The organism is Nocardia arthritidis (assembly GCF_011801145.1).
GTDB classification, from domain to species: Bacteria; Actinomycetota; Actinomycetes; order Mycobacteriales; family Mycobacteriaceae; genus Nocardia; species Nocardia arthritidis_A.
This window is the reverse complement of record NZ_CP046172.1, coordinates 3,093,730-3,114,086: the sequence shown is the minus strand read 5'-3', so window position 1 is coordinate 3,114,086 and position 20,357 is coordinate 3,093,730. Positions and strand designations below refer to the sequence as shown.

The 20,357-nt window shown below is 64.0% G+C and carries 22 protein-coding genes and 1 pseudogene; 14 read left to right on the top strand and 9 right to left on the bottom strand.

All coding sequences use genetic code 11. From position 1 onward, the window contains the following. Nucleotides 1-333 precede the first annotated feature (333 nt). Nucleotides 334-966 (top strand): hypothetical protein, encoded by a 633-nt coding sequence (locus tag F5544_RS13740; protein WP_167473553.1) that lies wholly within the window; start codon nucleotides 334-336, stop codon nucleotides 964-966. Nucleotides 967-1,157: 191 nt separating this feature from the next. On the opposite strand, the gene F5544_RS13735 is transcribed toward F5544_RS13740, so the two are convergent. The 5 genes from F5544_RS13735 to F5544_RS13715 form a co-directional block, all read right to left on the bottom strand. Next, entirely contained in the window at nucleotides 1,158-1,832 is a 675-nt protein-coding gene (locus F5544_RS13735) for a hypothetical protein (protein WP_167473552.1), read from the bottom strand. 52 nt (nucleotides 1,833-1,884) lie between these two features. Continuing rightward, nucleotides 1,885-2,784: a GNAT family N-acetyltransferase gene (locus tag F5544_RS13730; protein WP_167473551.1), complete on the bottom strand. Its 900-nt coding sequence runs from the start codon at nucleotides 2,782-2,784 to the stop codon at nucleotides 1,885-1,887. Nucleotides 2,785-2,950: 166 nt separating this feature from the next. After that, entirely contained in the window at nucleotides 2,951-3,598 is a 648-nt protein-coding gene (locus F5544_RS13725; RefSeq protein WP_167473550.1) for a response regulator transcription factor, read from the bottom strand. Further along, on the bottom strand, nucleotides 3,586-4,677 hold the full coding sequence (locus tag F5544_RS13720) for a sensor histidine kinase (RefSeq protein ID WP_167479180.1): 1,092 nt from the start codon (nucleotides 4,675-4,677) through the stop codon (nucleotides 3,586-3,588). The genes F5544_RS13725 and F5544_RS13720 overlap by 13 nt, the downstream gene beginning before the upstream one ends. Nucleotides 4,678-4,679: 2 nt before the next feature. Next, nucleotides 4,680-5,327 (bottom strand): DedA family protein, encoded by a 648-nt coding sequence (locus F5544_RS13715; RefSeq protein ID WP_167473549.1) that lies wholly within the window; start codon nucleotides 5,325-5,327, stop codon nucleotides 4,680-4,682. A 93-nt stretch (nucleotides 5,328-5,420) separates the two neighbouring features. Here F5544_RS13715 and F5544_RS13710 point away from each other — a divergent pair, with 93 nt between their 5' ends. From F5544_RS13710 to F5544_RS13700, 3 genes are all read left to right on the top strand, one after another. After that, nucleotides 5,421-6,143, top strand: a complete 723-nt coding sequence (locus F5544_RS13710) for an SDR family NAD(P)-dependent oxidoreductase (protein ID WP_203217555.1) — start codon at nucleotides 5,421-5,423, stop codon at nucleotides 6,141-6,143. A gap of 348 nt (nucleotides 6,144-6,491) precedes the next feature. Then, nucleotides 6,492-6,818, top strand: coding sequence for a hypothetical protein (locus F5544_RS13705; protein WP_167473548.1), 327 nt, complete (start codon nucleotides 6,492-6,494; stop codon nucleotides 6,816-6,818). Further along, the gene (locus F5544_RS13700; protein ID WP_167473547.1) at nucleotides 6,815-9,139 is read left to right on the top strand and encodes a hypothetical protein; all 2,325 of its coding nucleotides are present in this window, start codon (nucleotides 6,815-6,817) and stop codon (nucleotides 9,137-9,139) included. The genes F5544_RS13705 and F5544_RS13700 overlap by 4 nt, the downstream gene beginning before the upstream one ends. A gap of 32 nt (nucleotides 9,140-9,171) precedes the next feature. Here F5544_RS13700 and F5544_RS13695 read toward each other — a convergent pair whose 3' ends face one another. After that, entirely contained in the window at nucleotides 9,172-9,393 is a 222-nt protein-coding gene (locus F5544_RS13695) for a hypothetical protein (RefSeq protein ID WP_167473546.1), read from the bottom strand. Nucleotides 9,394-9,458: 65 nt separating this feature from the next. Then, nucleotides 9,459-9,809 (bottom strand): hypothetical protein, encoded by a 351-nt coding sequence (locus F5544_RS13690; protein ID WP_167473545.1) that lies wholly within the window; start codon nucleotides 9,807-9,809, stop codon nucleotides 9,459-9,461. A gap of 204 nt (nucleotides 9,810-10,013) precedes the next feature. Here F5544_RS13690 and F5544_RS13685 point away from each other — a divergent pair, with 204 nt between their 5' ends. Continuing rightward, nucleotides 10,014-11,042, top strand: coding sequence for an agarase (locus F5544_RS13685; protein ID WP_238847236.1), 1,029 nt, complete (start codon nucleotides 10,014-10,016; stop codon nucleotides 11,040-11,042). A 37-nt stretch (nucleotides 11,043-11,079) separates the two neighbouring features. Here the strand turns inward: F5544_RS13685 and F5544_RS13680 are convergent, their stop codons facing one another. Further along, nucleotides 11,080-12,057, bottom strand: coding sequence for an arginase family protein (locus F5544_RS13680; protein ID WP_238847235.1), 978 nt, complete (start codon nucleotides 12,055-12,057; stop codon nucleotides 11,080-11,082). A gap of 88 nt (nucleotides 12,058-12,145) precedes the next feature. Here F5544_RS13680 and F5544_RS13675 point away from each other — a divergent pair, with 88 nt between their 5' ends. Both F5544_RS13675 and F5544_RS47050 read left to right on the top strand, forming a co-directional pair. Continuing rightward, nucleotides 12,146-12,796, top strand: a complete 651-nt coding sequence (locus F5544_RS13675) for a TetR/AcrR family transcriptional regulator (protein WP_167473543.1) — start codon at nucleotides 12,146-12,148, stop codon at nucleotides 12,794-12,796. Nucleotides 12,797-12,971: 175 nt separating this feature from the next. After that, nucleotides 12,972-13,100 carry a hypothetical protein gene (locus F5544_RS47050; protein WP_275107028.1) on the top strand — a complete coding sequence of 43 codons (129 nt, stop codon included), beginning with the start codon at nucleotides 12,972-12,974 and terminating at the stop codon, nucleotides 13,098-13,100. Nucleotides 13,101-13,223: 123 nt separating this feature from the next. Here F5544_RS47050 and F5544_RS13670 read toward each other — a convergent pair whose 3' ends face one another. Then, nucleotides 13,224-13,889: a sigma-70 family RNA polymerase sigma factor gene (locus F5544_RS13670; protein ID WP_167473542.1), complete on the bottom strand. Its 666-nt coding sequence runs from the start codon at nucleotides 13,887-13,889 to the stop codon at nucleotides 13,224-13,226. Nucleotides 13,890-14,141: 252 nt separating this feature from the next. On the opposite strand from F5544_RS13670, the gene F5544_RS13665 reads away from it, so the two are divergent. From F5544_RS13665 to F5544_RS13640, 7 genes and pseudogenes are all read left to right on the top strand, one after another. Continuing rightward, complete coding sequence (locus F5544_RS13665; protein ID WP_167473541.1) at nucleotides 14,142-14,426, top strand: hypothetical protein; 285 nt, start codon at nucleotides 14,142-14,144, stop codon at nucleotides 14,424-14,426. A 546-nt stretch (nucleotides 14,427-14,972) separates the two neighbouring features. Further along, nucleotides 14,973-15,428 (top strand): PLAT/LH2 domain-containing protein, encoded by a 456-nt coding sequence (locus tag F5544_RS13660; protein ID WP_167473540.1) that lies wholly within the window; start codon nucleotides 14,973-14,975, stop codon nucleotides 15,426-15,428. Between the two features lie 605 nt (nucleotides 15,429-16,033). Next, nucleotides 16,034-17,581: an IS21 family transposase gene (gene istA / locus F5544_RS13655; protein WP_167472022.1), complete on the top strand. Its 1,548-nt coding sequence runs from the start codon at nucleotides 16,034-16,036 to the stop codon at nucleotides 17,579-17,581. Continuing rightward, nucleotides 17,578-18,393 carry an ATP-binding protein gene (locus F5544_RS13650; RefSeq protein ID WP_167472021.1) on the top strand — a complete coding sequence of 272 codons (816 nt, stop codon included), beginning with the start codon at nucleotides 17,578-17,580 and terminating at the stop codon, nucleotides 18,391-18,393. Before istA ends, F5544_RS13650 begins: the two co-directional genes overlap by 4 nt. A gap of 450 nt (nucleotides 18,394-18,843) precedes the next feature. Continuing rightward, nucleotides 18,844-19,059 (top strand): annotated as a pseudogene (locus tag F5544_RS47525) (hypothetical protein); the annotation flags it as partial. 230 nt (nucleotides 19,060-19,289) lie between these two features. After that, nucleotides 19,290-19,682 (top strand): DUF302 domain-containing protein, encoded by a 393-nt coding sequence (locus tag F5544_RS13645; protein WP_167473539.1) that lies wholly within the window; start codon nucleotides 19,290-19,292, stop codon nucleotides 19,680-19,682. Between the two features lie 189 nt (nucleotides 19,683-19,871). Next, nucleotides 19,872-20,330 carry a deazaflavin-dependent nitroreductase gene (locus tag F5544_RS13640; protein WP_167473538.1) on the top strand — a complete coding sequence of 153 codons (459 nt, stop codon included), beginning with the start codon at nucleotides 19,872-19,874 and terminating at the stop codon, nucleotides 20,328-20,330. The last annotated feature ends 27 nt before the right edge of the window (nucleotides 20,331-20,357 follow it).

Genomic DNA, 20,357 nt, shown 5'->3' with positions numbered 1-20,357 from the left:
GCACGGAAGCAGCCGATTTCCGTACGTTCGTGGAACGGTCCTGGGAGGCGGCGCGGCACCTGGCCGCCGATCCGGGACCCGTGACGAGTTTGCCGAATTCGACCCATCCGTATCCCGCACCGCAACGAATGCGGTTTCGGAATCGGTTGGCTACCGGCTGGAACAGTCTGTCCCAGTCCGGCGCAACCCGTCGATCCGGCACGCGGAGACGAGGTCCAGCTGGTGATCGGTTCTACCCGACCTCAGCCCGGGGTCGTGGCGAGGCCGTGCCGAAACATCCTGGCGGCGCGGCGTTGTCGTATCGACGCGCCACACAAACAACGGAAGGTTTGCATGGAAATCGAACGATCGAAAGCACAGGCACCGGCGAGTTCGCCGCGTTCGCATCACACAGGACCGGGCCGGTTCGCCCCGGCCGCCGCAGTGCTGCTGAGCGTCTGGGCACTCGGCTACAGCGCGGTCGCCGCCCCTGCCGCGATGGCGGAGAAGTCGGACACGAACACGACTACATGCACGATCGCCGAGAACACCCCGATCTCGGTGACACGGAACAAAGGCGACAAGGGATTCACCGTCAAGTCTGACATCAAATACACCTCCGACAGCGATTCCAGCTGCGTCGAGTTGCCCATCGATGATCCTGTGAACAAAGATGCCCTCGAGTTCCATCCGAACGGTAGCGCCTGTGAAATCTCGCTTTCCAAGGTGGGAACCGACGACAAGGACGCCAACGGTGATGAAGAAATATTCAAGCTGACGAAAGGTTCGATAGTCGTTCCTTCGAAAGGCGGTAACGCAAAACTTGACGTCGAGGGCACTCTGTCTGTGTTCGGAAAGAAAAGCACGATAACGTTCGACGGTCAGGTAACGAGCCTGAAGCTGGGATCGTGTAGCCCGGACGGATTTCAGGGCACGAGCGACGACAGCAAGATCTCAGGCACGCTCACCGACACCCCGAAGTCGTAGCGGCCCGCTTCTGCGTACTCGTTCGAGCAGCCGCGGCCAGGCGTGGCGTAAATGTGCTGGGGCTCGAGATATCCGGTATGCCGGTTAGGTAGCGAAGCCGCCCGTCGGAATGCCTGCGCCCGATACCGCCTTGGATGTGGCATCGCCGGGTAAGGCAATGCCACATCCAGCCGGTGACTTATCGGCTCCGGTCAGGAGGTTTTGAAGAAGTTGACCGAATCGGGCGGACCATCGATGAAGACACGGGCAAACGACTTTGTGCCATCGGGGCACGTCATCGGGCTGTCCGTCGTGAGGGCCACGATGGCGTTGATCGAGTAACCCTTGTACGGCCCGTTCTTGACGTTGATGACCAAATTCGCCCCGTTGCTCGGATTACTCAGATTCAGGGTGATGGTGTAGTCGGCGGTGCCGTTCTGGAAGGTGTCGTTGCGGTCGACCCAGTAGAGGTTTGCCGATCCGGTGAGGACTATCGGTCCCGCCGGGTCGCAACCGGTCATGCTGGCCGGCGTCGTGGCCAGCCATGAACTGTACTGCGGGGGCGGGCTACCGACGAGCGCACCAGGAACGGTGCAGTGTCGATATGACGCCGCGTACAGCGCTTTAGGAGGCACAAGATCTGCTTGTCCTCCCACATCACAGGACAGCGCGGGCAGCTGCGTGGGGATCTGGGTCTCGACCAACGGCGCCGGCGATGAGCCCGAAACAGCGGGAATGGCCAGCACGCTGCCGACCATGAGCCCGGTGGCCGTGAGGATCCGGCCGAGAGTAGCGGTGCGCATGATGTCACCTGTCTTCCTGCGCCCGTGGGGCACAATTTGTTCCGTCCCCGACCTGTGGGAGGTGCGCACCTCGTACTCATCCATCGCTGAGATTTTGCTGTGGGTTACATCACTATTGAGCTATAGCGGCTCATGGTTATTCGCTCACCGTGATCGGCTTGCCGAGCAAGTCCAGTACCCGACATTGGTCCCGGATCTCGGGGAGTTGTTGGAAGCCGGCCGACTTGTAGGTGACGATCGCACCGATATTGGAGCTCGGGGTGCAGACGATCGCGCTCGACGAACCGAGCTCCTGAAGTGCGGCCGCCGCGGCGACGGTGATCGCCTTGCCGTAGCCGTGGCCGCGATGTTTTCGATGCACGCCCATCGGCTCGAGCAACCCGGGCTTCGCAGGACCGGCCGACCACACCGTCACCGCCGCCACCGCCTCGCCCTGGTCGTCGTAGGCGACCAGACACCGGGCGTCGGCGTACGGCAACCCGGCCGCCATCGCGTGCCAGCGCTCGACGGTGAACGACGACCCGTCGAACGATGCCCGCTGTACGGCGGTCCGCACGTGCGCCTGCTCCGGCCCGATCACCTCGATCCGCACACCCGGGTCCGGCACCGGCTCGGTGAGGTCGCGGCGAAGCGGCATCCACGGCTCGTCGGCGTTCCAGCCGTCCCCGGACAGCAGATCGCGGACCAGTGCGCCCGTCGGCGCGGCGACGCACGCCTGCCCCTCTATCAATACGCCGCGCTCCGGGGCGGTCACGTCCTCGACCAGCTGCCGCGCCAGCTCCTCATCCCGCCCGGCATCCGGCGCGATCGCCAGCCGCAACAACGTGGGCCCGTCCAGCAGCCCGACCGCGCGAATCTGTCCCTCCCGGCGCCAAGTCCGCACCGCCGCGGCCGTAGCCTGTGCACCGAACCGCCAGAACCAGCCCAGATCCCCCGGATGCAGTTGCATCGGCGCCCCGTCGTACTGCCACTCCCGCAACGCTCCCACAGGCTCGCGCAGGCCGTCGACTCCGGGCGTGCCCAACACAATCGCCATACCCGCGATCACACACCACCGCGCCGACCGTCCGCACCCGGTTTTCGGGCAACGGAGGACTCGGGAGGCAAGGTCCCCATCCGGAAGGGCCGGTGGGCCGAATCGTCGAATGGCGGATCGGCCGAAGGGCTCGTCGTCGATGGCGGGAACGGCGGTGGCAGGCGGGCTATGTGCTTTGTTCCAGGTAGATCAGGATTGCACGGACGCGTTGGCTGTGTGCGGGGTCCTTGGTGAGGTGCAGCTTGGCGAAGATGGCGTTGATATGTTTCTCGACCGCGCTGGTGGACAGCGACAGTCGGTCGGCGATGCCGGTATTGGTGAGCCCTTGGGCGAGGAGCTGGAGTACATCGAGTTCGCGGGAGGTGAGGGAGGCGAGTGGGTCGGCGCGACGTTGTTGTGCGAATAGTTGCCGGACGACCTCGGGATCGAATGTGGTGCCACCGGCCGCGATTCGGTCGAGGTCGGCGAGGAAGGCGTCGACATTGGCGACACGGTCTTTGAGAAGGTAGCCGACTCCGCCGATTCCGGATGTGAGGAGCTCGATCGCGTTGTGCCGCTCGACGTATTGCGACAGTACGAGCACGCCCAGATCGGGGAACCGGGACTTCAGGTCGCGTGCCGCGTCGATTCCCTCGGTGGTATGCGTCGGCGGCATGCGGACATCGACGATGACGAGATCGGGTGTGCTGCTCTCGGTTTCGTGGACGAGTTCGATCGCTGTACCGACCGCGACGACGTCGTGGCCCTCGTCGGTGAGCAGGCGGACCAGCCCCTCGCGCAGCAGCGCCGAATCCTCGGCGATCACGATACGCATGGCAGCTCCGCGGTCACGATGGTCGGGCCCCCGGTGGGGCTGTGCACCCGCAGTACGCCGTCGAGGGCAGCCACCCGGCGCCGCAGCCCGGTCAGGCCGCCGCCCTCGGGGTCGGCCCCGCCGATGCCGTCGTCTCGGACCGCGGCGACGATCCGATCCGCCAGGTGCGTCACGGTCACCGAGATATCCTTTGCCCCAGAGTGTTTGGCAGCGTTCGTCGCGGCCTCGGCGACCACGAAGTACGCCGCCGCCGCGACCGGGGTCGGCGGTTCGCACTCGATGCTCAGCTCGAGCCGCAGCGGCATCATGGTGTGTGCGGACAGGCCCCGCAGTGCCGCCGCGAGGCCGCGCTCGTCGAGGATCGATGGGTAGATCCGCCATGCCACCTCGCGCAGGTCGGCGAGCAATCCGGTTGCCTGCTCGACGGCGCGATCGAGTTCGTCGGCGAGTGCGGTCGTGTTCCGGCGCTGCATGTTTCGGCGCATGCGGCCCAATTGCAGTGCGAGCGTGACGGTTCGCTGCTGCACCCCGTCGTGGAGGCTGCGTTCGATTCGGCGCCGTTCGTCGTCGACGGCACGAATAACATCGGCGCGAGTGCGTTCGAGTTCCCGCAACCGCGATTGGGTGCCGTCCTCGCCCAGATACCGCATCGCCGCGGCGATGTCGCCCTGACCGAGGGCGAGCGCGAACTGGCGGCACAGGTATATCCCCACGGCCCCGACAGCGAGCGACACCACGCTGGTCGTCAGTGGAATGCGGTGCACCAGTGTGAGTTCCAGCGCCCACCCGAAGTAACCCAGCGCGGCCGCGCCGGCCACGATCAGCATGACCCCACCGACGACCGCGTAGAGTGCGCGCAGCAGCACGTAGCCGGTGGGGTCGCGGTCGGGTAGCTCGGCCACGGCAGCGGCGCGGAACCAGCGCGCGAGTCGATGCCGTTCCCGGCGGGCGTGGCGGCGCAGGCCGAGACTATTCCCGCTGACGAGTGCCGCGAGCCCACGTAAAGCCGTGCAGGTCCCGATTATCGCGCCGATGACGGGGTAGCAAGCCCGGCGCGGCAGCGAGGGCTCATCGACCATGATCACGAACCCAGGCTAGACCGACCGCGCACGCGGCGAACCAACCAGAAGATCACTGCCACGCCTGCCGCGATGCCGACGGCCAGTTGGTACCGCGCAGCGTAATCGCGGACCAATTCCCAGTTTTCGCCCAGGTGATACCCGGCCAGCACGAACAGGGTGTTCCAGATCGCGCTGCCCACAGCGGTGAGCGCGATGAACTGGCCGACCGGCATCCGCTCGACACCGGCCGGCGCCGAGACCAGACACCGCACCACCGGCACCATCCGACCGAACAACACGGCCTTGCGGCCGTGCCGGGCGAACCATTGCTCGCTGCGCTCGAGGTCTTCGGCCCGAATCAGCGGTAACCGGGTCGCGAGGGCGTACAGACGCTCCCTCCCGACCAGCGCGCCGAGCAGGTACAGCACCAGCGCACCGACCACCGAACCGATGGTGGTCCACACCAGCGCGCCGGCCAACGGCATCTCTCCGCGTGCGGCCGCGAAACCGGCCAGCGGAAGGATTATTTCGCTCGGGATGGCCGGGAACACGCTGTCGGCGGCATTGGCCACCGCCGCGCCCGGTCCCCCGAGGGTGTGCATGATCGTCGTAGCCCATCCCGCGACACCGCCGGACTCGGCGGCGTAAATGGTTATCGCGTTGCTCATGACCGCCACGTTAGAAATCGAATGCTCGCTGATCAGTAGGGGTTTCCGGACAGTAGGGTGTGGATTCCCGCACCGGTCCGTGACGGTGGCACGATGGTGATCATGACGGAAATGCCAGTGGCCGTGGTGTCAGGAGCAACTCGAGGTATCGGAAAGGAAGTGGCACGCGGTCTGGCGGCGCGGGGATGCCGAGTGTGGTTGGGCTGCCGCGACTTATCGGCCGGGGAGGCCGTTGCGGCGGAGCTCGGTGCCAGCGGTGCGGTGACGGCCGTGGAGCTGGACATTGCTGACGACGACAGCGTGGTGGCCGCGGCCGGTGTGATCGAGCGGGACGGCCGGGTGGACATCTTGATCAACAACGCCGCGACCGGAGGAAGTCGGCCCGCCGTCGAAGACACCGTCGCCGGCGATTTTTCCGAGGTCATGAACATCAATCTGCTTGGCGCGGTTCGCCTCACCCATGCCTTGCTGCCGTTGATGCACAAGTCCGCGAGCCCGCGAATCGTCAACGTGACCAGCGGCCGTGGCTCTTTCACGGTCAACAACGATCCCGAACGGATGGAGTCTCAGCTGCAAGGGCTGGTGTATCCGGTGTCGAAGGCCGCGTTGAACATGCTCACCTACCAGTACGCGCGCGCTTTACCGACCTTCCGGGTCAACGCCGTCGACCCGGGGTACACCGCAACGTCGTTGAACAACTTCACCGGAACTCGATCACCGGCCGAAAGCGCGCAGACCATCATCGCTTTAGCCCTCGATGCCGAGGGCGGCGCCACCGGGCAGTTGTTCGACGCCTCCGGTGTCCTCGGTTGGTAACGCCTTCGTCCGCCAACGCACGAAAATGCCGCTGGGGCGGGCGATCTGACGCACTGAACGTCTTTCTATGCCGCGGCGCGGTCTTCGGACCGAAATCCACTGCGGCGCAACGTCCTGCTCGTGTCGACGAGCATGTGTCGATGAGGTTCGAACCGGGTGGCAACTCTTGCAAGTTCGCCGCCCCAACACAATTGGGTTGTGGCGGGGCTTTCCGTGCCGCTCTATCCGCTGAGCTGCACCGTTAAGCGCACATTAATTCTCGACAAACCGTGTGCAGCGATACTGAAGAGTTCGGGGAGACCTCCTCGACTCTGTCATGTCAAAGTTCAATCTTCGGGGGGCCCACGCATGAGTCTTCGAACCGACCTCGACATCATCGCCAAGTTGGCGTCGACGCTGCACGACCTCGCCGGACAGGCCGCAGGCGTCAAGGCGGACAACGCACCGGATCCCAATGCCGACAGCCCGATTCTGTCCGGCAGGACCGCAGGTGAGATAACCCGGGACCTGATCACCAACTCGCTGATCCCCACCGCCAAGGAGCGACTGAACGAGACCGGCGATGTGATGAGTCAGGCCGCCACACAATTCCAGAATATGGATGACAGCGCGGCCGACCAGTTCATCGCCATGTACAACGGCGCGACCGGCGACTGGGTCGGGGGCACGAAATGACCCCGCAGACGGCACTGGAGTGGCTGCGGGTCGCCGATCCTGGAATCCTGTCTCGGTTCGCGAACTCCTGGGACCAAATCGGTACCGGGCTGGAGAAGGTCTTCGAGAGGTACTCCGATTCCGTCGCTCGAGTGAACGGAACACATTGGGAGGGTAAGGCCGCCGAAGCGGCGCAGAACCGGGCGGCCGCCGACCTGAAGACGATGCAGTTCCTCGCCGATAAACTCGGTGCGCTCGCCAATGAAGCGCGTAAGGGCGAGCACCTGATAAGTGAGCCGCTGCAGCGGGCCAAGGGGTACCTCAACCAGTGCACCCACAACTGCTGGTCGGTGACACCGGATCTGCGGGTATCCGGCAATGCCGACGCAAAAGTACTGGCCGATGTACAGAACAACCTGCAAGCCGCGGCCCGCGAAGCCATGCAGGCGGATACCGATGTCCGGGACATGTTGAACAAGGCCAGGGCCGAGGTGGCGCTCGCCTTCGCTTCCGCGGCGGCGCTAGGCGCGGATCAGGGCAAATCCGATATCGAGCATCTGCTGAAGGATCCGCAACATCTGACCGATGCCGAAATCGACCGTTTGATGGCGGCAGGCCATTTGACAGGGGAGCAGATTTTCGCGTTGCAGGCCGGACAGCCGGTGCAGATCTCGGCATCGCAGATGCGCTACCTGACGGCGATCAGCCGGGCATTGGACGGTAAGAGTCCGCAAGAGATCGCACAGCTCATGGATAAGCTGCCCGCGAATGTTCGCAGCGCGCTCGCCAATTCACTGCAGCTGGTCTCCAACGCCGGCGTCAGGACCGGTGTCAAGGATAGTCAGATTATTCCGGAACATGGCGGATTGAACCTGCTGCCCAATAAGATTCAAGAGTCACTGAACCGCAACGACCTGGTCACCTCCCATTGGGACTACCTGGGCGGCGCGTGGACCAGCGAGATACGGCTGAACGGCGTAGCCGATAACCAAGCCATCGCGAAAATCGCCGGTTCCTCCGAGGCCAACTATCGTGCGGGTAGCGATTTGGACAAGAAAGTACTCGACGTGGCGGCGAGATACCTGCACGCACAGACCGAGTGGGAACAAGCTCCGAACCACAAACTCATCGGGTTCAATGTCGATGGCGGCGACAGCAGGCCCGAGCGCATTACCGAGGATATGTTCAAAGCGGTCGGCAACGACAAGGCTGCCGTGCTGGGTCTGGTAGCCGGCCCGGACGGTACCCCCAACCGAGAGTTCCTCCACGACGCGCTCACCCATAAGTGGACCGATGGCGGCGAAGCCGTCTCGACCCTGTTCACCCCGTATCACGACAACAATCAGAACTTCGGCAGCCCACAGGTGACCGCCGTCGAACATCGGCAAGGCGCGATCATGAGCGCTGTCGCGCAGTACATGTCCGAAGACAGCCCCAGGGTCGCCAACAAGGACGATGGCGATCCATTGCACCTGTACGACATCCCGAATACCGATCACAAATCCATCGGTCAGGTCAATCCGAAGTTGGTGCAAACGCTATCGGCCAGCATGGCCCCCTACGTGGACGACCTCATTCATCCCGCGGATAATGGCGACGGGTTCAAGGTCTCCGTGGGCAACAATCCCAACACATCCTGGACCGATCCCCACGGCAATAACACCTTCACCGGCTCGAGGAATGTTTTTTCGTTGCTCGATACCGACGAAACCGCGGGCAAGAACTTCAATGCCGCCGCGCTGGCCAAATCGTTGCAGCACGAACATGAATTCGGCCAGAACCCCGCTGCCCCGGATGCCAGGCAGGCGCTGCTTCGCGCCGGGCAGTTGCAGGGATTGGTGGACAGCGGGCTGCGCGGTGAGGTCGGCGCCTCGATAGTGGATAAGGACCAGATCGCGCAGGATATCTACAACCACAAGAAAACGGCCTTCGATACCATCAAAGCCGTTGTCGGCCTGGGTATTCCGATTGGCGACGGCGATAGCAAGATCACCGTCCAGGTTCCGGGTGGGGATGCCGTGTCCAAGGTTCTCTCCGTTGGTGGCGACACCCTCAAGGATGCGATCATCGGCCCCGCCCCGATTCCGCACAGCACCGATGTCCCCTCGAATCCGCCGAATTTCGAAGGGGAAAGCTACAACGTGCTTCAGACAACCGCTATCCCGGAAAGTCTGCGCGCCAAGTACCACGCACTGTTCAACGGCGACCAGCTATTACCGTTCCAGGACATCAGGCGGCACGGGGATGAGGGGCAACTAACCGCCCTCTTGAACGAGCTCGGTGACCGGGATGGACACGGCAACGCAATTCGGGAAGGATACGACGACACCACCAGGAAATAGCCGATCGCGCCTGGATCGGCATGCGGCGGGTATCACCAGGATGTTTCGACGATCCCTGTCGGACCTTGCTGATCCTCCCAATCGGTGAATTCGATCCAGTCGCCATGCACCGGAAGTCGATCCGCACCGGCCTCCGGTTCGGCGCGTTGCTCCGCCAATTCCCGTTCACGGACGGAGCGGCGCATCATCTCGATATATTCCGGTGCCAAGCCGGCATATTCGTCACCGGTTACCGAATCGTCAACAGTCGACATTGGTAGGTCTCCCCCTTATCACCAACAGGCCTTGCTGAAGTCTACCTACCCAGATATCGGCGGTGCTACTTACCCGCCACCAGCATCAGGAAAAACAGAAGTGCCGCCAGAAAGACGACGTTGATCGCGAAGCTGATGATCGCGATGAGGCGGGCTGCGCGGGCTGCGCGTAGCCCGTCCCCTGTGTCCAGGGCATGGATCGTGCCCCGCTTGGCGAGTGCGAATGCCGTACAACTGACCACAATGCGAGACACGGCGTAGCCCAGCACCTCAAAGAGGTTGGGGTTCTCGAATGGGCTAGGAACCCAGGCGCACACCATTGCCAGGCAAGCGACGGCGAGGGCAAGGTGAGCCACCCAGTTGAATCGGCGCGATGGTCGCACCAGCGAATGTTCCTGCGAGACAGCTTCGTTCATCGGCTGATGACAACAGTTCCGATGCACGGAGTACAACCCCTTCGGCTGATTCGCGATCACACCACCGAACTCGGCGTCACCGAAACGGTTGGCATGCAAGCGATCGCGAAGGCATGGTGGTTAGCTGAACGCGCCGCTCGAGGAAGGATGGGCATGGTCACCGGCGGATACTTCAGGCTTGATGTCTCGACCCGATGGCGGTTCGTGACACCCGGTGGAGAACCGTTCCTGTCCATCGGGGTCGTCCATGCCGACGACACGAATCTGCGATACCGGCACAACGCCGACCTTTTCGCCGAGCGCTACGGGTCCTCTCGCCGGCGATGGCTGCACGAAGGCCTCGTGCCGGAACTGTCCGCGTGGGGATTCAACACACTCGGCTGGACCTCCGAATACGTCAGCGGCAGTGGTCTTTCAGCCACTCACGATGTCGTCGACCTCGGTCACTCCGAAGGCCTGCCCGACGACGACGTCGCCGACTGCGGTCTGCCCTACACCCTGTCCCTGCGCGTTGCCGAGATCGAACACTGGAACGGCCACCCCGCCTACCGCGATCCCCGATCTCCGGCATTCGCACAATGGTGCGACCACCTGGCCCGCACCCGATGCCGCCCCGACGACCCGAACCTGATCGGATACTTCCTCGTCGACGCACCCGCATGGGCACAACACCCGGCCGGCAGCGGCTACCCACCCGACGAGCTACCCGAAATCGCCGAGGCCTACTACCGGACATCGGTCGAGGCCATTCGCAGACACGACCCGAATCACCTGATACTCGGCGACCGTTATGGAACTCGCGCCGGTATCCCGGCACCGGTGCTCGATGCAGCGGCCCACCATGTCGACGTACTGAGCCTGCAGACCTTTCCCGCCGTCGATCAGACCGCTATCGACGCCGTGGCCGAGCAATTCGACACCTGGCACAAACGCACCGGGCTCCCAATACTGGTCGCCGACACCGGCAACTGGTGCCCGACGATCATGAGCCCCGGCCGAGCCGGCTCGGCTCGCGACCAGGCCGAGCGCGGCCTCGGATATCGGATGATCGCCGACACCTTCGCGGCACGCTCATGGTGTCTGGGGTGGCACTGGTGCAGCTGGCTGGAAAACCCGCACCGCGGCTTCGGCCTCAAAGACCCCTGGGACGAGCCCTACATCGAACTGGTAACCATCGTTGCGCAAACCAACCACCGGTGGGCCGACATAATCACCTCCGCCGCATCCACATGACCCGAAAGCGGATGGTCGGGTAGCCCGAGGGTCCTCATCATGACCGGACCGCCTCTGCCATCAGAGTGACGATGTGGTGCATGATCGCGCTGGCGTTGATCGCGGTCACCATCGACGGGTCCAGGTGCGGGACGAAGCAGGCGATATCGCCGCCGACGACGTTCATTCCGCGGAAACCGCGCACCATGCGGAACAGTTCATTGGCGGTGAGACCTCCGGCTTCCGGGTCGGCGACCGCCGGGGCGTCGGCCAGGGTCAGCACGTCGAGATCGACGCTGATGAAGACGGGTCGGTCACCGATGAGTTCGCGGGTCTCGGTGACCGCGGCGGCAATCCCGTTGTCCTCCAATTCGGTCAGCGGGAAGATCCGGTAGCCGCTCTCCTGCGAGAACGCATCCTGGGCGGGATGCGCGAGCGGACCGTTGATGCCGATCTGCACCGACGCGGTGGGATCGATGAGACCTTCCTCGACGCCCATCCGGAACCCGGCGCCGGGATGATGTGTCACTCCGCCCAGTGGTGAGGGATAGGAATCGGTGTGCGAGTCGAAATGGATCACGCTCACCGGTTCGTGACGCCGCGAGTTCGGTCCCGCGATCGACCGCAGCACCGGAAGCGTGATGGAGTGATCGCCGCCGATGGTGAACGGGCGCGCGCCCGCGGCATCGAGGTGGCGGTAGAACTGCTCGATCTCGGGCATGGCGGCGTCGGCATTGCTGTGATTCTCGAACGGGACGTCGCCCATATCCCGGATACGGGCGAGGTCGAACGGGTTGACGCCGAACTCGCGGTGGGTGCGGTGGTAGGCGGTGGAGCGATGCCGGACGGCCCGGGGCGCGAGGTATTGGGTCCGCTCGACGGGGTTGCTGGTCAGCGGCAGGCCGACCAGAGCGATGTCGACCTGCCGCGGGTCGGTCTCGATGGGGCAGCCGAGCAGTGTCGGGATGCCCTGCCAGTACATGAAGCTGCGGATCTGCTCATCGGAGATGTCGATGTCGGTCATTGCCTGTGTCATGGATGCCTCCCAAAGATGTCAACGCCGTTGACTCTAAGGCGAGCAACAGAGAGTGTCAACACTGTTGACACTCTGTTAAGCTCGGCGCATGGGCGAGCGGACAACGACAGGTGAGCGCAAGCGCAGCGGCAAACAGCGGCTGTCCAGAACCGGCATTCTCGATGCGGCCCAGCAGATCATCGACGATCTCGGCGTGCCGGGGCTGACCATGCGATCGCTGGCCGCCCGGCTCGACGCCGATCCCACCGCGGTCTACCGCCACTTCCGCAACAAGGACGCACTGCTGGCCGCGCTGGCCGACGCTGCCCTCGCCGAGGTCATCGACCACACCGCGGGCGAGGGCGAGTGGCGAGAGTCCCTCCGCACGATCGCCGACCGCCTGCGCAGCCTGGTGCGTCGCCGGCCCGAACTGGTCGCGATCATTACCGGCGCTCCTATCACCTCCGCGACCCTGACCGCCACCGCAGCCATCCTGCGGCTACTTCGCACGGCCGGACTGAGTGCCGCCGATGCCGAGCGGGGGTTCTCCGCGGTGCTGTCCTACGTCCTCGGTTTCGGCATGCTGGAGGCCAATCCGCCCTGCGCCGCGGACACACCGGCCGAGGGTTCGGCCGACGAGGCCGCCGCGCTGCGCATCTGGTTACCCGAAACCCACTCCCGGGACGCGCAATTCGTCGCCGGATTCGACCTGATCCTCGACTCCCTCACCGCACGAATCGCCCCCCACTACACAGCGTGAACCCTGCCTGCCCCGATCGCCACCGCCGCCACACCTCCTCGACCTCGGCTTCGGTCAAAGGAATTCGCTTCTCCGACAACGGTCACGTCGACGCCATCACTCATCACATCCCCGTACACCACGAGAAATCCAGTGTTGCGATGACCGCATGAGACCACACCGAATTGGCCCAGCAATGAACGGCCGCACCCGCATCACCAACGTCGGCGTATTCGGCAGGCAACAGCTGATGCCCCATCGCGTCGACGTCGCCGTCGACACCGGCGCCATCCGGTGCGAGTCCGCAACCCAACGCGCACAATAGGTCTACCTGATCGACGGGGGACAAAGGTGACGGCGAGGTCGTCAGTGTCGGTGGCGAATGAAAACAGTGTGAACCCCAGAGAGCGGCAGTCTTGGTCTATCCGGTCGAGTAGTACTTCGATGCCTATTCATAGGCGTTGCGCAGTGCGGTTTGGGCTCGTTCGACGAGTTTTTTAGCGGTGTGATCGGAAATGCCGAGCAGCCGGCCGATCTCACGCCACGAACGTTCGGGACCGCCATCGAGACCGAACCGAAGTATCAGCGCTGCCGCCTGTCGTTCCTCCAGCCTGGCCAGCACCGCAGCGATCAACTCCAGCAGTGAATGCGTCACAGCGCTGTCCTCCGGCTGCGGGAACACCGTGCCCGGAATGGCCGCCGCCGCGGCATCGACATCGTCTGCGCTCGGGTCGGTGGCGGCGAGCTGTCGGTACAGGCCCAACGCCACCGCTGGGGACATGCCCAGCACGGCCGCCGTCACCGACACGTTCCCGAAGCGGTCGGCGAGCACCTGCCGTAACGCCACCGCCCGCCCGGTCAGGTCCGGCGGGATCACCGAGGGGAACTCTTGTTCGGCGATCGTCCGCTGAATCTCCTTGCGCACCCAATGTTGGGCGTAGGCGCCGAACGGCACTCCTCGGGCCGGGTCGTAGCGATCCGACGCCACGAGCAGCCCCACCAGCCCGGCCTGCAGCAGATCGTCGCGTTGCATCCGCCAGACCCGATAGCGTCCCGCTTCCCGCCGCACCAGCGGCAGGTATCGCAGGATCTGCTGCTCACGATCAGCGCCCACCTTGTACCTCCTGGAGGTGGGATACCGGTCGCACGCCGGTTCGCGAAGGTCAGCGGTATCGGTATCTGCTGCGGTGAAGGAGGAATCGATATGAACGTGAACACTATTGGATGGAACCGGATCGAGATCGCGCCATATGGCTGCGCTGTTCATCTTCCGGCGGGCTGGGAAACATTGCCGCCTGTCCCCTCCAATGGCCCGGAGATCCTGCGAGCCACCGGAGGTCCCGGCCGACAGCTCATTGTCTTCAAGATGCGCACAGGTAGTAGCTCCACCGAAGAGGTCGCGAGCAAAGTCGTCGAAAAGCTGAGCAGCCTCGGCTACGAAGACTTCGCCACCGACCAGGTTCGTTTCGCCGGACAGCTGGGAACTCGACTGGAGTTCGTCTACCGAGGAGGCGACCGACCCGACCGCCGCTCACGCGAATACTTCGCCCTCCGTGGCCCGGTCGTGTTCTGCCTCGGCATGGGTAGCTACGACTGGGACACTGACGAACCCGTCCTCGACGGGATCGCCGCCCGCTTCGAACTGACCTGATCGTGTAGCGCCGCTGCCACTCCACCCGGCCCTGTGGGGCAATGGGTTGACGGCCAGGCTGCGTGAACGCCCCCTCATGCCGCGCTCCGGGCGTTCGGGTGAGCCATAGCCGTTGGCCGCCAAGCGATCTCGCGAACACCCGCAACTGCCGGTTGAGTGGTCGGATTGAGGTGGATCCGTCTCAGGATGGTCGACCCTCGCCAGGCGGCAAGGTCGGGATGCGAGATCGCTTGATACTGCAACGACATTCAGGTGAGTGGGTGGGCCGCGGTGTCGGGAGTGGGATAGGCGTGCTTGGTATTGGCGGCGTCGTCATCTCGACCGAGCCCAGACGTGATCGGACGTCGTGGTGGCGGGTGAGATCGGTTGGGCCGCAATCGAATTTTGCGAGTAGCCTCGAAAGTGGGCAGGCTGCGAGCAGCGTGGCGACGCAGGGGCGGAGATCACGAGCCACTCGACGGAATACCTGCGAGTTCATTTCCATTTTCCGCAGCAGTCGGGGCTGTCTCATTCTTTCGATTCTGAAAGGCACCGTGTCATGAAGGAATGAAAGTCATCACTAAGACCGGAGACGTCCAGGGTGCGGGGACGGACGCCAATATCAAGGCGAAATTGCATAGCGCTGCGACGGAGTCGGATTGGTTCGCTTTGGACAATTCCGGTGACGATTTCGAGCGGGGGGACGTCGAAGGCTACAACATAAAATTCGGGTTCCTCGGTGGTGATCCCGTATCGATCGAGATCCAAAGCGATGACAGCGGGGTCGGCAGCGCGTGGTATCTGGAACGGGTATGGGTGGTGGACCTCGATGACTACGAGAATAAGAGGTGGACCGGAGTGCCGGGCGACCACTGGTTCAGGGCGGAGTCGACCAGTGACAGTGTGATCGATTCCCTGAACCAGACGATCAAGCTCGACCCGTACAAAGGCGCCCTCCCGAAGAGGCAGGAGTGGGTCGGCGTGATCGGAGGCGTGGGCTACACCCGGGAGCGGGACGTCTGACGACGGATTCCCCCAGCACCACCCGATTCGATGCTCCTCGATAGGAGTGCTCAGGCTGGTGCTCTTGATGTCGAGGTAGAGCAGGCGCTCCATGACCGACACCCGTGACATTGTTGCGGCGTCGGAACGCGGCGACGGCCGCGTCGATGAAGGCGCGGTCGAAGCTGTAGACCGGGCAGCTCGCGAAACTTCTCGCCACGCGGGCCGAACAGATCGGGCGTCCCGAAATACTCGGTCGACCACCGATCCGGTTTCCTAGCGCATTTCATCCGCCATGGATCGCACGTGTGTCCAGGGATGGATTGTGCGGGCGAAGATTCCGAGGGCGACGAAGATGAATATTACCCCCGCAATCATTTCTGCTGTTGCGTAAGCAGTGTCGGCAGGATAGATCGTCACCCCGGACAATTCTGGTGTGGGGATACGAAAGACATGAAGTATGTCGGCTGCCAGGAGGAAGGGACCACTTCGGAGCCGGTTTTGCCATGAGTATGGGACCACCCTGTTTGCCACTGATGGGACCACCTGACTAGCGGTTTTGCCAGTTATGGGACCACCCGGCGTGGCTTCGGGGCTTCCGGTCGCTCGGCCGCTGTATTGGCCAGATGAGCTACCGGGAGGTTTCGGTGATCGAGATCAGGGAGATGCTGCGGCTATGGCTGCAGGGTCGCGGCTTGCGGGAGGTGGCCCGGCTGTCGGGCACTGACCGCAAGACGGTGCGCCGGTATGTCGAGCGAGCGCAGTCGTGTGGCGTGGACCGCGACGAGGGTGTGGAGCAGTTGACCGATGAGCTGCTGGCGGCGGTGATCGCCGGGGTTCGCAGGTCTCGACCGAACGGTAAGAGCGATGTGTGGGAGACACTCGCCGGTCAGTCCGAGCAGATCAAACAATGGCTGGATCAGGGCCTGACCCTGACCAAGATTCATATTCTGCTGGCCCGCCGTGGCGTGGTGGTGTCGTATCGGACGTTGAACCGTTACGCCACAACGGAATTGGGGTTCGGGAAGCGGCGCACGACCGTGCGGGTGGCCGACTGCGAACCCGGTGCGGAAGTGCAGGTCGACTTCGGCCGGCTCGGGTTGCTGACCGACGTCGAGGGCCGTCGCCGGGTGGTGAAGGGTCTGATCTTCACCGCGGTGTATTCGCGGCACATGTTCGTCTTCCCGACCTACCGGGAAACACTCAACGACGTCATCGCCGGATTCGAAGCGGCGTGGGTGTTCTTCGACGGTGTGTTCGCTGTCGCGATCCCGGACAATATGAAAGCCATCGTCGACCGGGCGAACGCGACAGATCCCCGGTTGAACGATTCGTTCCGCGAATATGCCGAGTCTCGTGGGTTCGTGGTTGATCCGGCGCGGATCCGCAGCCCGCAGGACAAGCCCCGCGTCGAACGCTGTGTTCCTTACGCACGGTCGAATTTCTTTGCCGGAGAACAATTCCGAGACCTGGCCGACTGCCGGGAACGCGCGCAGCGGTGGTGCCGGGAGACCGCGGGAATGAGAATACATGGCACCACGCGACTACGTCCGGCCGAAGTGTTCACCACCGACGAGCACCCGAAGCTGAAACCGTTGCCCGACACTGCCTTCGATATTCCGACCTGGGTGAACCCGAAGGTCGCCCCGGACCGGCATGTTCAGATTTGTCAGGCGCTCTACAGCATTCCCGGTGATCTCGTCGGGCAGCGCCTGTCCGCCCGCGTCGACTCGCAGACGGTGAAGCTCTACTTCCGTGGCGAGTTGATCAAGGTCCACCCCCGAGTCGGAGCCGGTCGCCGCCAAACCGATCCGGCCGACCTGCCCAGCGAGCTCACCGCCTATGCGATGCGAGACCTGAATACGTTGCAACGCAAAGCATTCGATCACGGCGCTCATGTCGGTTCCTATGCGGCGGCGGTCCTCGAGCATCCACTGCCCTGGACGAAGATGCGGCAGGTCTACCGGCTGCTCGGGCTGGTGCGCCGCCACGGCGCCGACGCCGTCGACGATGCCTGCCGCCGAGCACTGGACGCCGAGGTCGTCGACGTCGGCGTCATCGACCGCATGCTCACCCGCGCCACCACCGGTCAGCAGCTGACGCTGCTGCCGCCACCGGCTCCGTCCCGGTTCGTCCGTTCCACCACCGATTTCGCGGTCAGGAGGCCGTCATGAGCGCCACTCGCCGTCCCGCCGCCGACCCGGCGGTCAAACCGATCGAGATCACCCCGGAGCTGAAGTCGCTGATGCGCAGGCTCAAGCTCGGCCAGCTCCTGGACACCCTCCCCGAGCGGTTGGCGTTGGCACGGTCGAATCGGCTGCCGCACCACGATTTCCTGGAAATGCTGTTCGCCGACGAGGTCGCCCGCCGCGACCGGCAATCCGAGCAACGCCGCGCCAAGACCGCCCACCTGGACCCGCAGATGCACCTGGCGGCATGGGACGACTCGACCGCGGTCACCTTCGACCGCGAACTCTGGGCCGAACTCACCTCGATGAGGTTCCTCGCCGACGCCTACAACGTATTGATCATGGGGCCGGTCGGGGTCGGAAAGACGTTCCTGGCCAACGCATTAGGACACATCGCGGTCCGCCGCCACCACACTGTTCACACCGAACGCGCCGACAAACTGTTCAAACGACTGCGCGGAGCACGCCTCGACAGCAGCTACGAAGACGAGATGCGCAAACTGCACCGCGTCGACTTGCTGATCATCGATGACCTGGCCCTGCACCGACTCGAAGCACCCGAGACCAACGACTTCTACGAACTGATCGTCGAGCGCCACCGCAAGGCCTCCACGGTGATCACCAGCAACCGGGAACCTCCGGAGATCCTGACCATGATGGCCGACCCACTGCTGGCGCAATCGGCGATGGACCGGCTCCAGTCCGCGGCCTACGAACTCGTCGTCGAGGGCGAATCCTACCGGCAACGGCAGAAGCCCCGCCGCGGCAAACCAGCCGATCCGGCCCACTCGGATTGACCAACAGCCCGATCGTCGGCCACCATCAGCACACGGCCCGCGACCGGACCCAACCCGGTCCCATGCTCATGGCAACCCAATGGTCCCTTCAGGCTGGCAGGCGACAAAGTATCGCACCGCGGTGGTAAGGGCCGCCCCCGACAACGATAGGCGTCGAACCTGCGCCGCCGCTATCGGGTACGAACGCGCCATCACAGATTTTCTTGTCGTCGCGGTGGCATTGGGACACGGTGACGCTGCCCGGAGTACCAATCCACCCGAGGCGCCCAGCGCTCTCGTAACCGGCGCTGAACCCGGCAAACACGCACAGGAGAAAGAGGAGCAGCCCGAATACTCCCTCGGCGATCCGATAACCAGCAGATGCCTTGCCTGACCTGAACGTTCTCCCCACTGTGCCGCATCTCCTTCGAGAGCGTTGTTGCCGCCGACGATACGCCCGAATCTCGAGATTACGAGCCCGCGTTCGGGCTGACACTGCGCCCGGAGATCGCCGCACTATCGATGTCGGGTTCCAGCCTGATCGTCGCGGTCAACGCGCTGTCGCTGAAGCGGCTGCGGCTGCCGGTACAGGGACGGGCCGACCACGTCGCTGTACCGGCTGGTTGCGCTGTCACCTGTTTACTCGAATCCGGTTGGACGGCACCGCGGATCGGTGAGCCCAACTGATCGAGACCGACACGGCCCGATCCAGGACGGTGAGTTGGGGTCCGTGGTCCCGGCCGGTGGTGCTATTCGGCCGTATCCTCGGTCGCCGCGGTACCCGCATGGTGAGAGGAGTACACCCGCCGCCTCCGAACCCTCGGCACCGGCACACCCGCCTGAGTGTCACTTACGCACCGACATTCGCCGTAGCGAACCGCAATGAAAGGCGATCGACAATGCCCGAGTCTTCATCGATGTCCGAGCCGTTATCGGCGATATTGCGCACGTCGTTCGCCGATGCGGTGGACCGAACACGGAAGGCGTTGGCGGAGCAGGGTTTCGGCATTCTGACCGAGATCGACGTGCGCGCGACCATGCGAGCCAAGCTTGGCGCCGAGATGGACGATTACCTGATCCTCGGCGCCTGCAATCCGCCCTTGGCCCACCGCGCACTGCAAGCCGAACCGAGGATCGGGTTGCTGCTGCCGTGCAACGTGGTCGTCCGCAGCACCGGCACCGACACCGTGACCGTGGAGGCCGTCGACCCGCACATGATGGCCGAAACCGTCGACGTCCCCGAGATCGGCAAGGTCGCCGACGAGGCCACCGCTCGACTGCGCACCGCGATAGCGACACTCACCACCTGACAACACTGCTCGCCATCGCCACCACCATCGCCGTGCTGACGGCCACCGTCGCGCTGGCCGGAATGCGCGACCTGGGTGCGGGTCTGCTCCCGTCGCGCGACATCGCAACCACCCGAACCCGAACCATGACCGGTGATAGACGACGTACGGTTGGAATGTTCGTCCCGTGCAATGAAGGAATGTAGCGAAATGGCAAGTGGTGAAAAGGAATCCGTCACCGGTCTACCGGGATGGCTGAAATACCTCAACCGGGTGATCATCTTTTTGCAGCGGCGGGGAATCGCCTTCTTCACGTTCCATCTGCTCACGGTGCCGGGACGGAAGTCGGGGAAGATGATCACCACCCCCGTATCGCCGATCACCGTGGGCGGCAAGCAGTACATCCTGTCGGTCGGCGCTACCGGGTGGGTCAAGAATGCCCGCGTGTCGGGATGGGGTGTGCTCGCGCGCGGGAAGCGAGAACAGCACGTGAAGCTGGTCGAGATCGCGACCGAGGAGCGGCGGTCGATCGTGCGGGAGTTCCCGGTGCAGGTGCCGCGTGGCGTCGACTTCTTCCTCCGGACCGGAGTCGTTGCCGCACCTGGCGACCCGGCTTCCTTCGAGGCCGCGGCAGACCGGATCGCGGTCTTCCGCGCGGACCCCGCCTGAGCTACCGAGATCACCCACGGTTGCGGT

Bases quoted from the DNA above. Each gene is read 5' to 3' on its own strand.
- F5544_RS13740 (WP_167473553.1), top strand. From the start codon at position 334: ATGGAAATCGAACGATCGAAAGCACAGGCACCGGCGAGTTCGCCGCGT.
- F5544_RS13735 (WP_167473552.1), bottom strand. From the start codon at position 1,832: ATGGATGAGTACGAGGTGCGCACCTCCCACAGGTCGGGGACGGAACAA.
- F5544_RS13730 (WP_167473551.1), bottom strand. From the start codon at position 2,784: ATGGCGATTGTGTTGGGCACGCCCGGAGTCGACGGCCTGCGCGAGCCT.
- F5544_RS13725 (WP_167473550.1), bottom strand. From the start codon at position 3,598: ATGCGTATCGTGATCGCCGAGGATTCGGCGCTGCTGCGCGAGGGGCTG.
- F5544_RS13720 (WP_167479180.1), bottom strand. From the start codon at position 4,677: ATGGTCGATGAGCCCTCGCTGCCGCGCCGGGCTTGCTACCCCGTCATC.
- F5544_RS13715 (WP_167473549.1), bottom strand. From the start codon at position 5,327: ATGAGCAACGCGATAACCATTTACGCCGCCGAGTCCGGCGGTGTCGCG.
- F5544_RS13710 (WP_203217555.1), top strand. From the start codon at position 5,421: ATGGTGATCATGACGGAAATGCCAGTGGCCGTGGTGTCAGGAGCAACT.
- F5544_RS13705 (WP_167473548.1), top strand. From the start codon at position 6,492: ATGAGTCTTCGAACCGACCTCGACATCATCGCCAAGTTGGCGTCGACG.
- F5544_RS13700 (WP_167473547.1), top strand. From the start codon at position 6,815: ATGACCCCGCAGACGGCACTGGAGTGGCTGCGGGTCGCCGATCCTGGA.
- F5544_RS13695 (WP_167473546.1), bottom strand. From the start codon at position 9,393: ATGTCGACTGTTGACGATTCGGTAACCGGTGACGAATATGCCGGCTTG.
- F5544_RS13690 (WP_167473545.1), bottom strand. From the start codon at position 9,809: ATGAACGAAGCTGTCTCGCAGGAACATTCGCTGGTGCGACCATCGCGC.
- F5544_RS13680 (WP_238847235.1), bottom strand. From the start codon at position 12,057: ATGACACAGGCAATGACCGACATCGACATCTCCGATGAGCAGATCCGC.
- F5544_RS13675 (WP_167473543.1), top strand. From the start codon at position 12,146: ATGGGCGAGCGGACAACGACAGGTGAGCGCAAGCGCAGCGGCAAACAG.
- F5544_RS47050 (WP_275107028.1), top strand. From the start codon at position 12,972: ATGAACGGCCGCACCCGCATCACCAACGTCGGCGTATTCGGCAGGCAA.
- F5544_RS13665 (WP_167473541.1), top strand. From the start codon at position 14,142: ATGCGCACAGGTAGTAGCTCCACCGAAGAGGTCGCGAGCAAAGTCGTC.
- F5544_RS13660 (WP_167473540.1), top strand. From the start codon at position 14,973: ATGAAAGTCATCACTAAGACCGGAGACGTCCAGGGTGCGGGGACGGAC.
- istA (WP_167472022.1), top strand. From the start codon at position 16,034: ATGAGCTACCGGGAGGTTTCGGTGATCGAGATCAGGGAGATGCTGCGG.
- F5544_RS13650 (WP_167472021.1), top strand. From the start codon at position 17,578: ATGAGCGCCACTCGCCGTCCCGCCGCCGACCCGGCGGTCAAACCGATC.
- F5544_RS13645 (WP_167473539.1), top strand. From the start codon at position 19,290: ATGTCCGAGCCGTTATCGGCGATATTGCGCACGTCGTTCGCCGATGCG.
- F5544_RS13640 (WP_167473538.1), top strand. From the start codon at position 19,872: ATGGCAAGTGGTGAAAAGGAATCCGTCACCGGTCTACCGGGATGGCTG.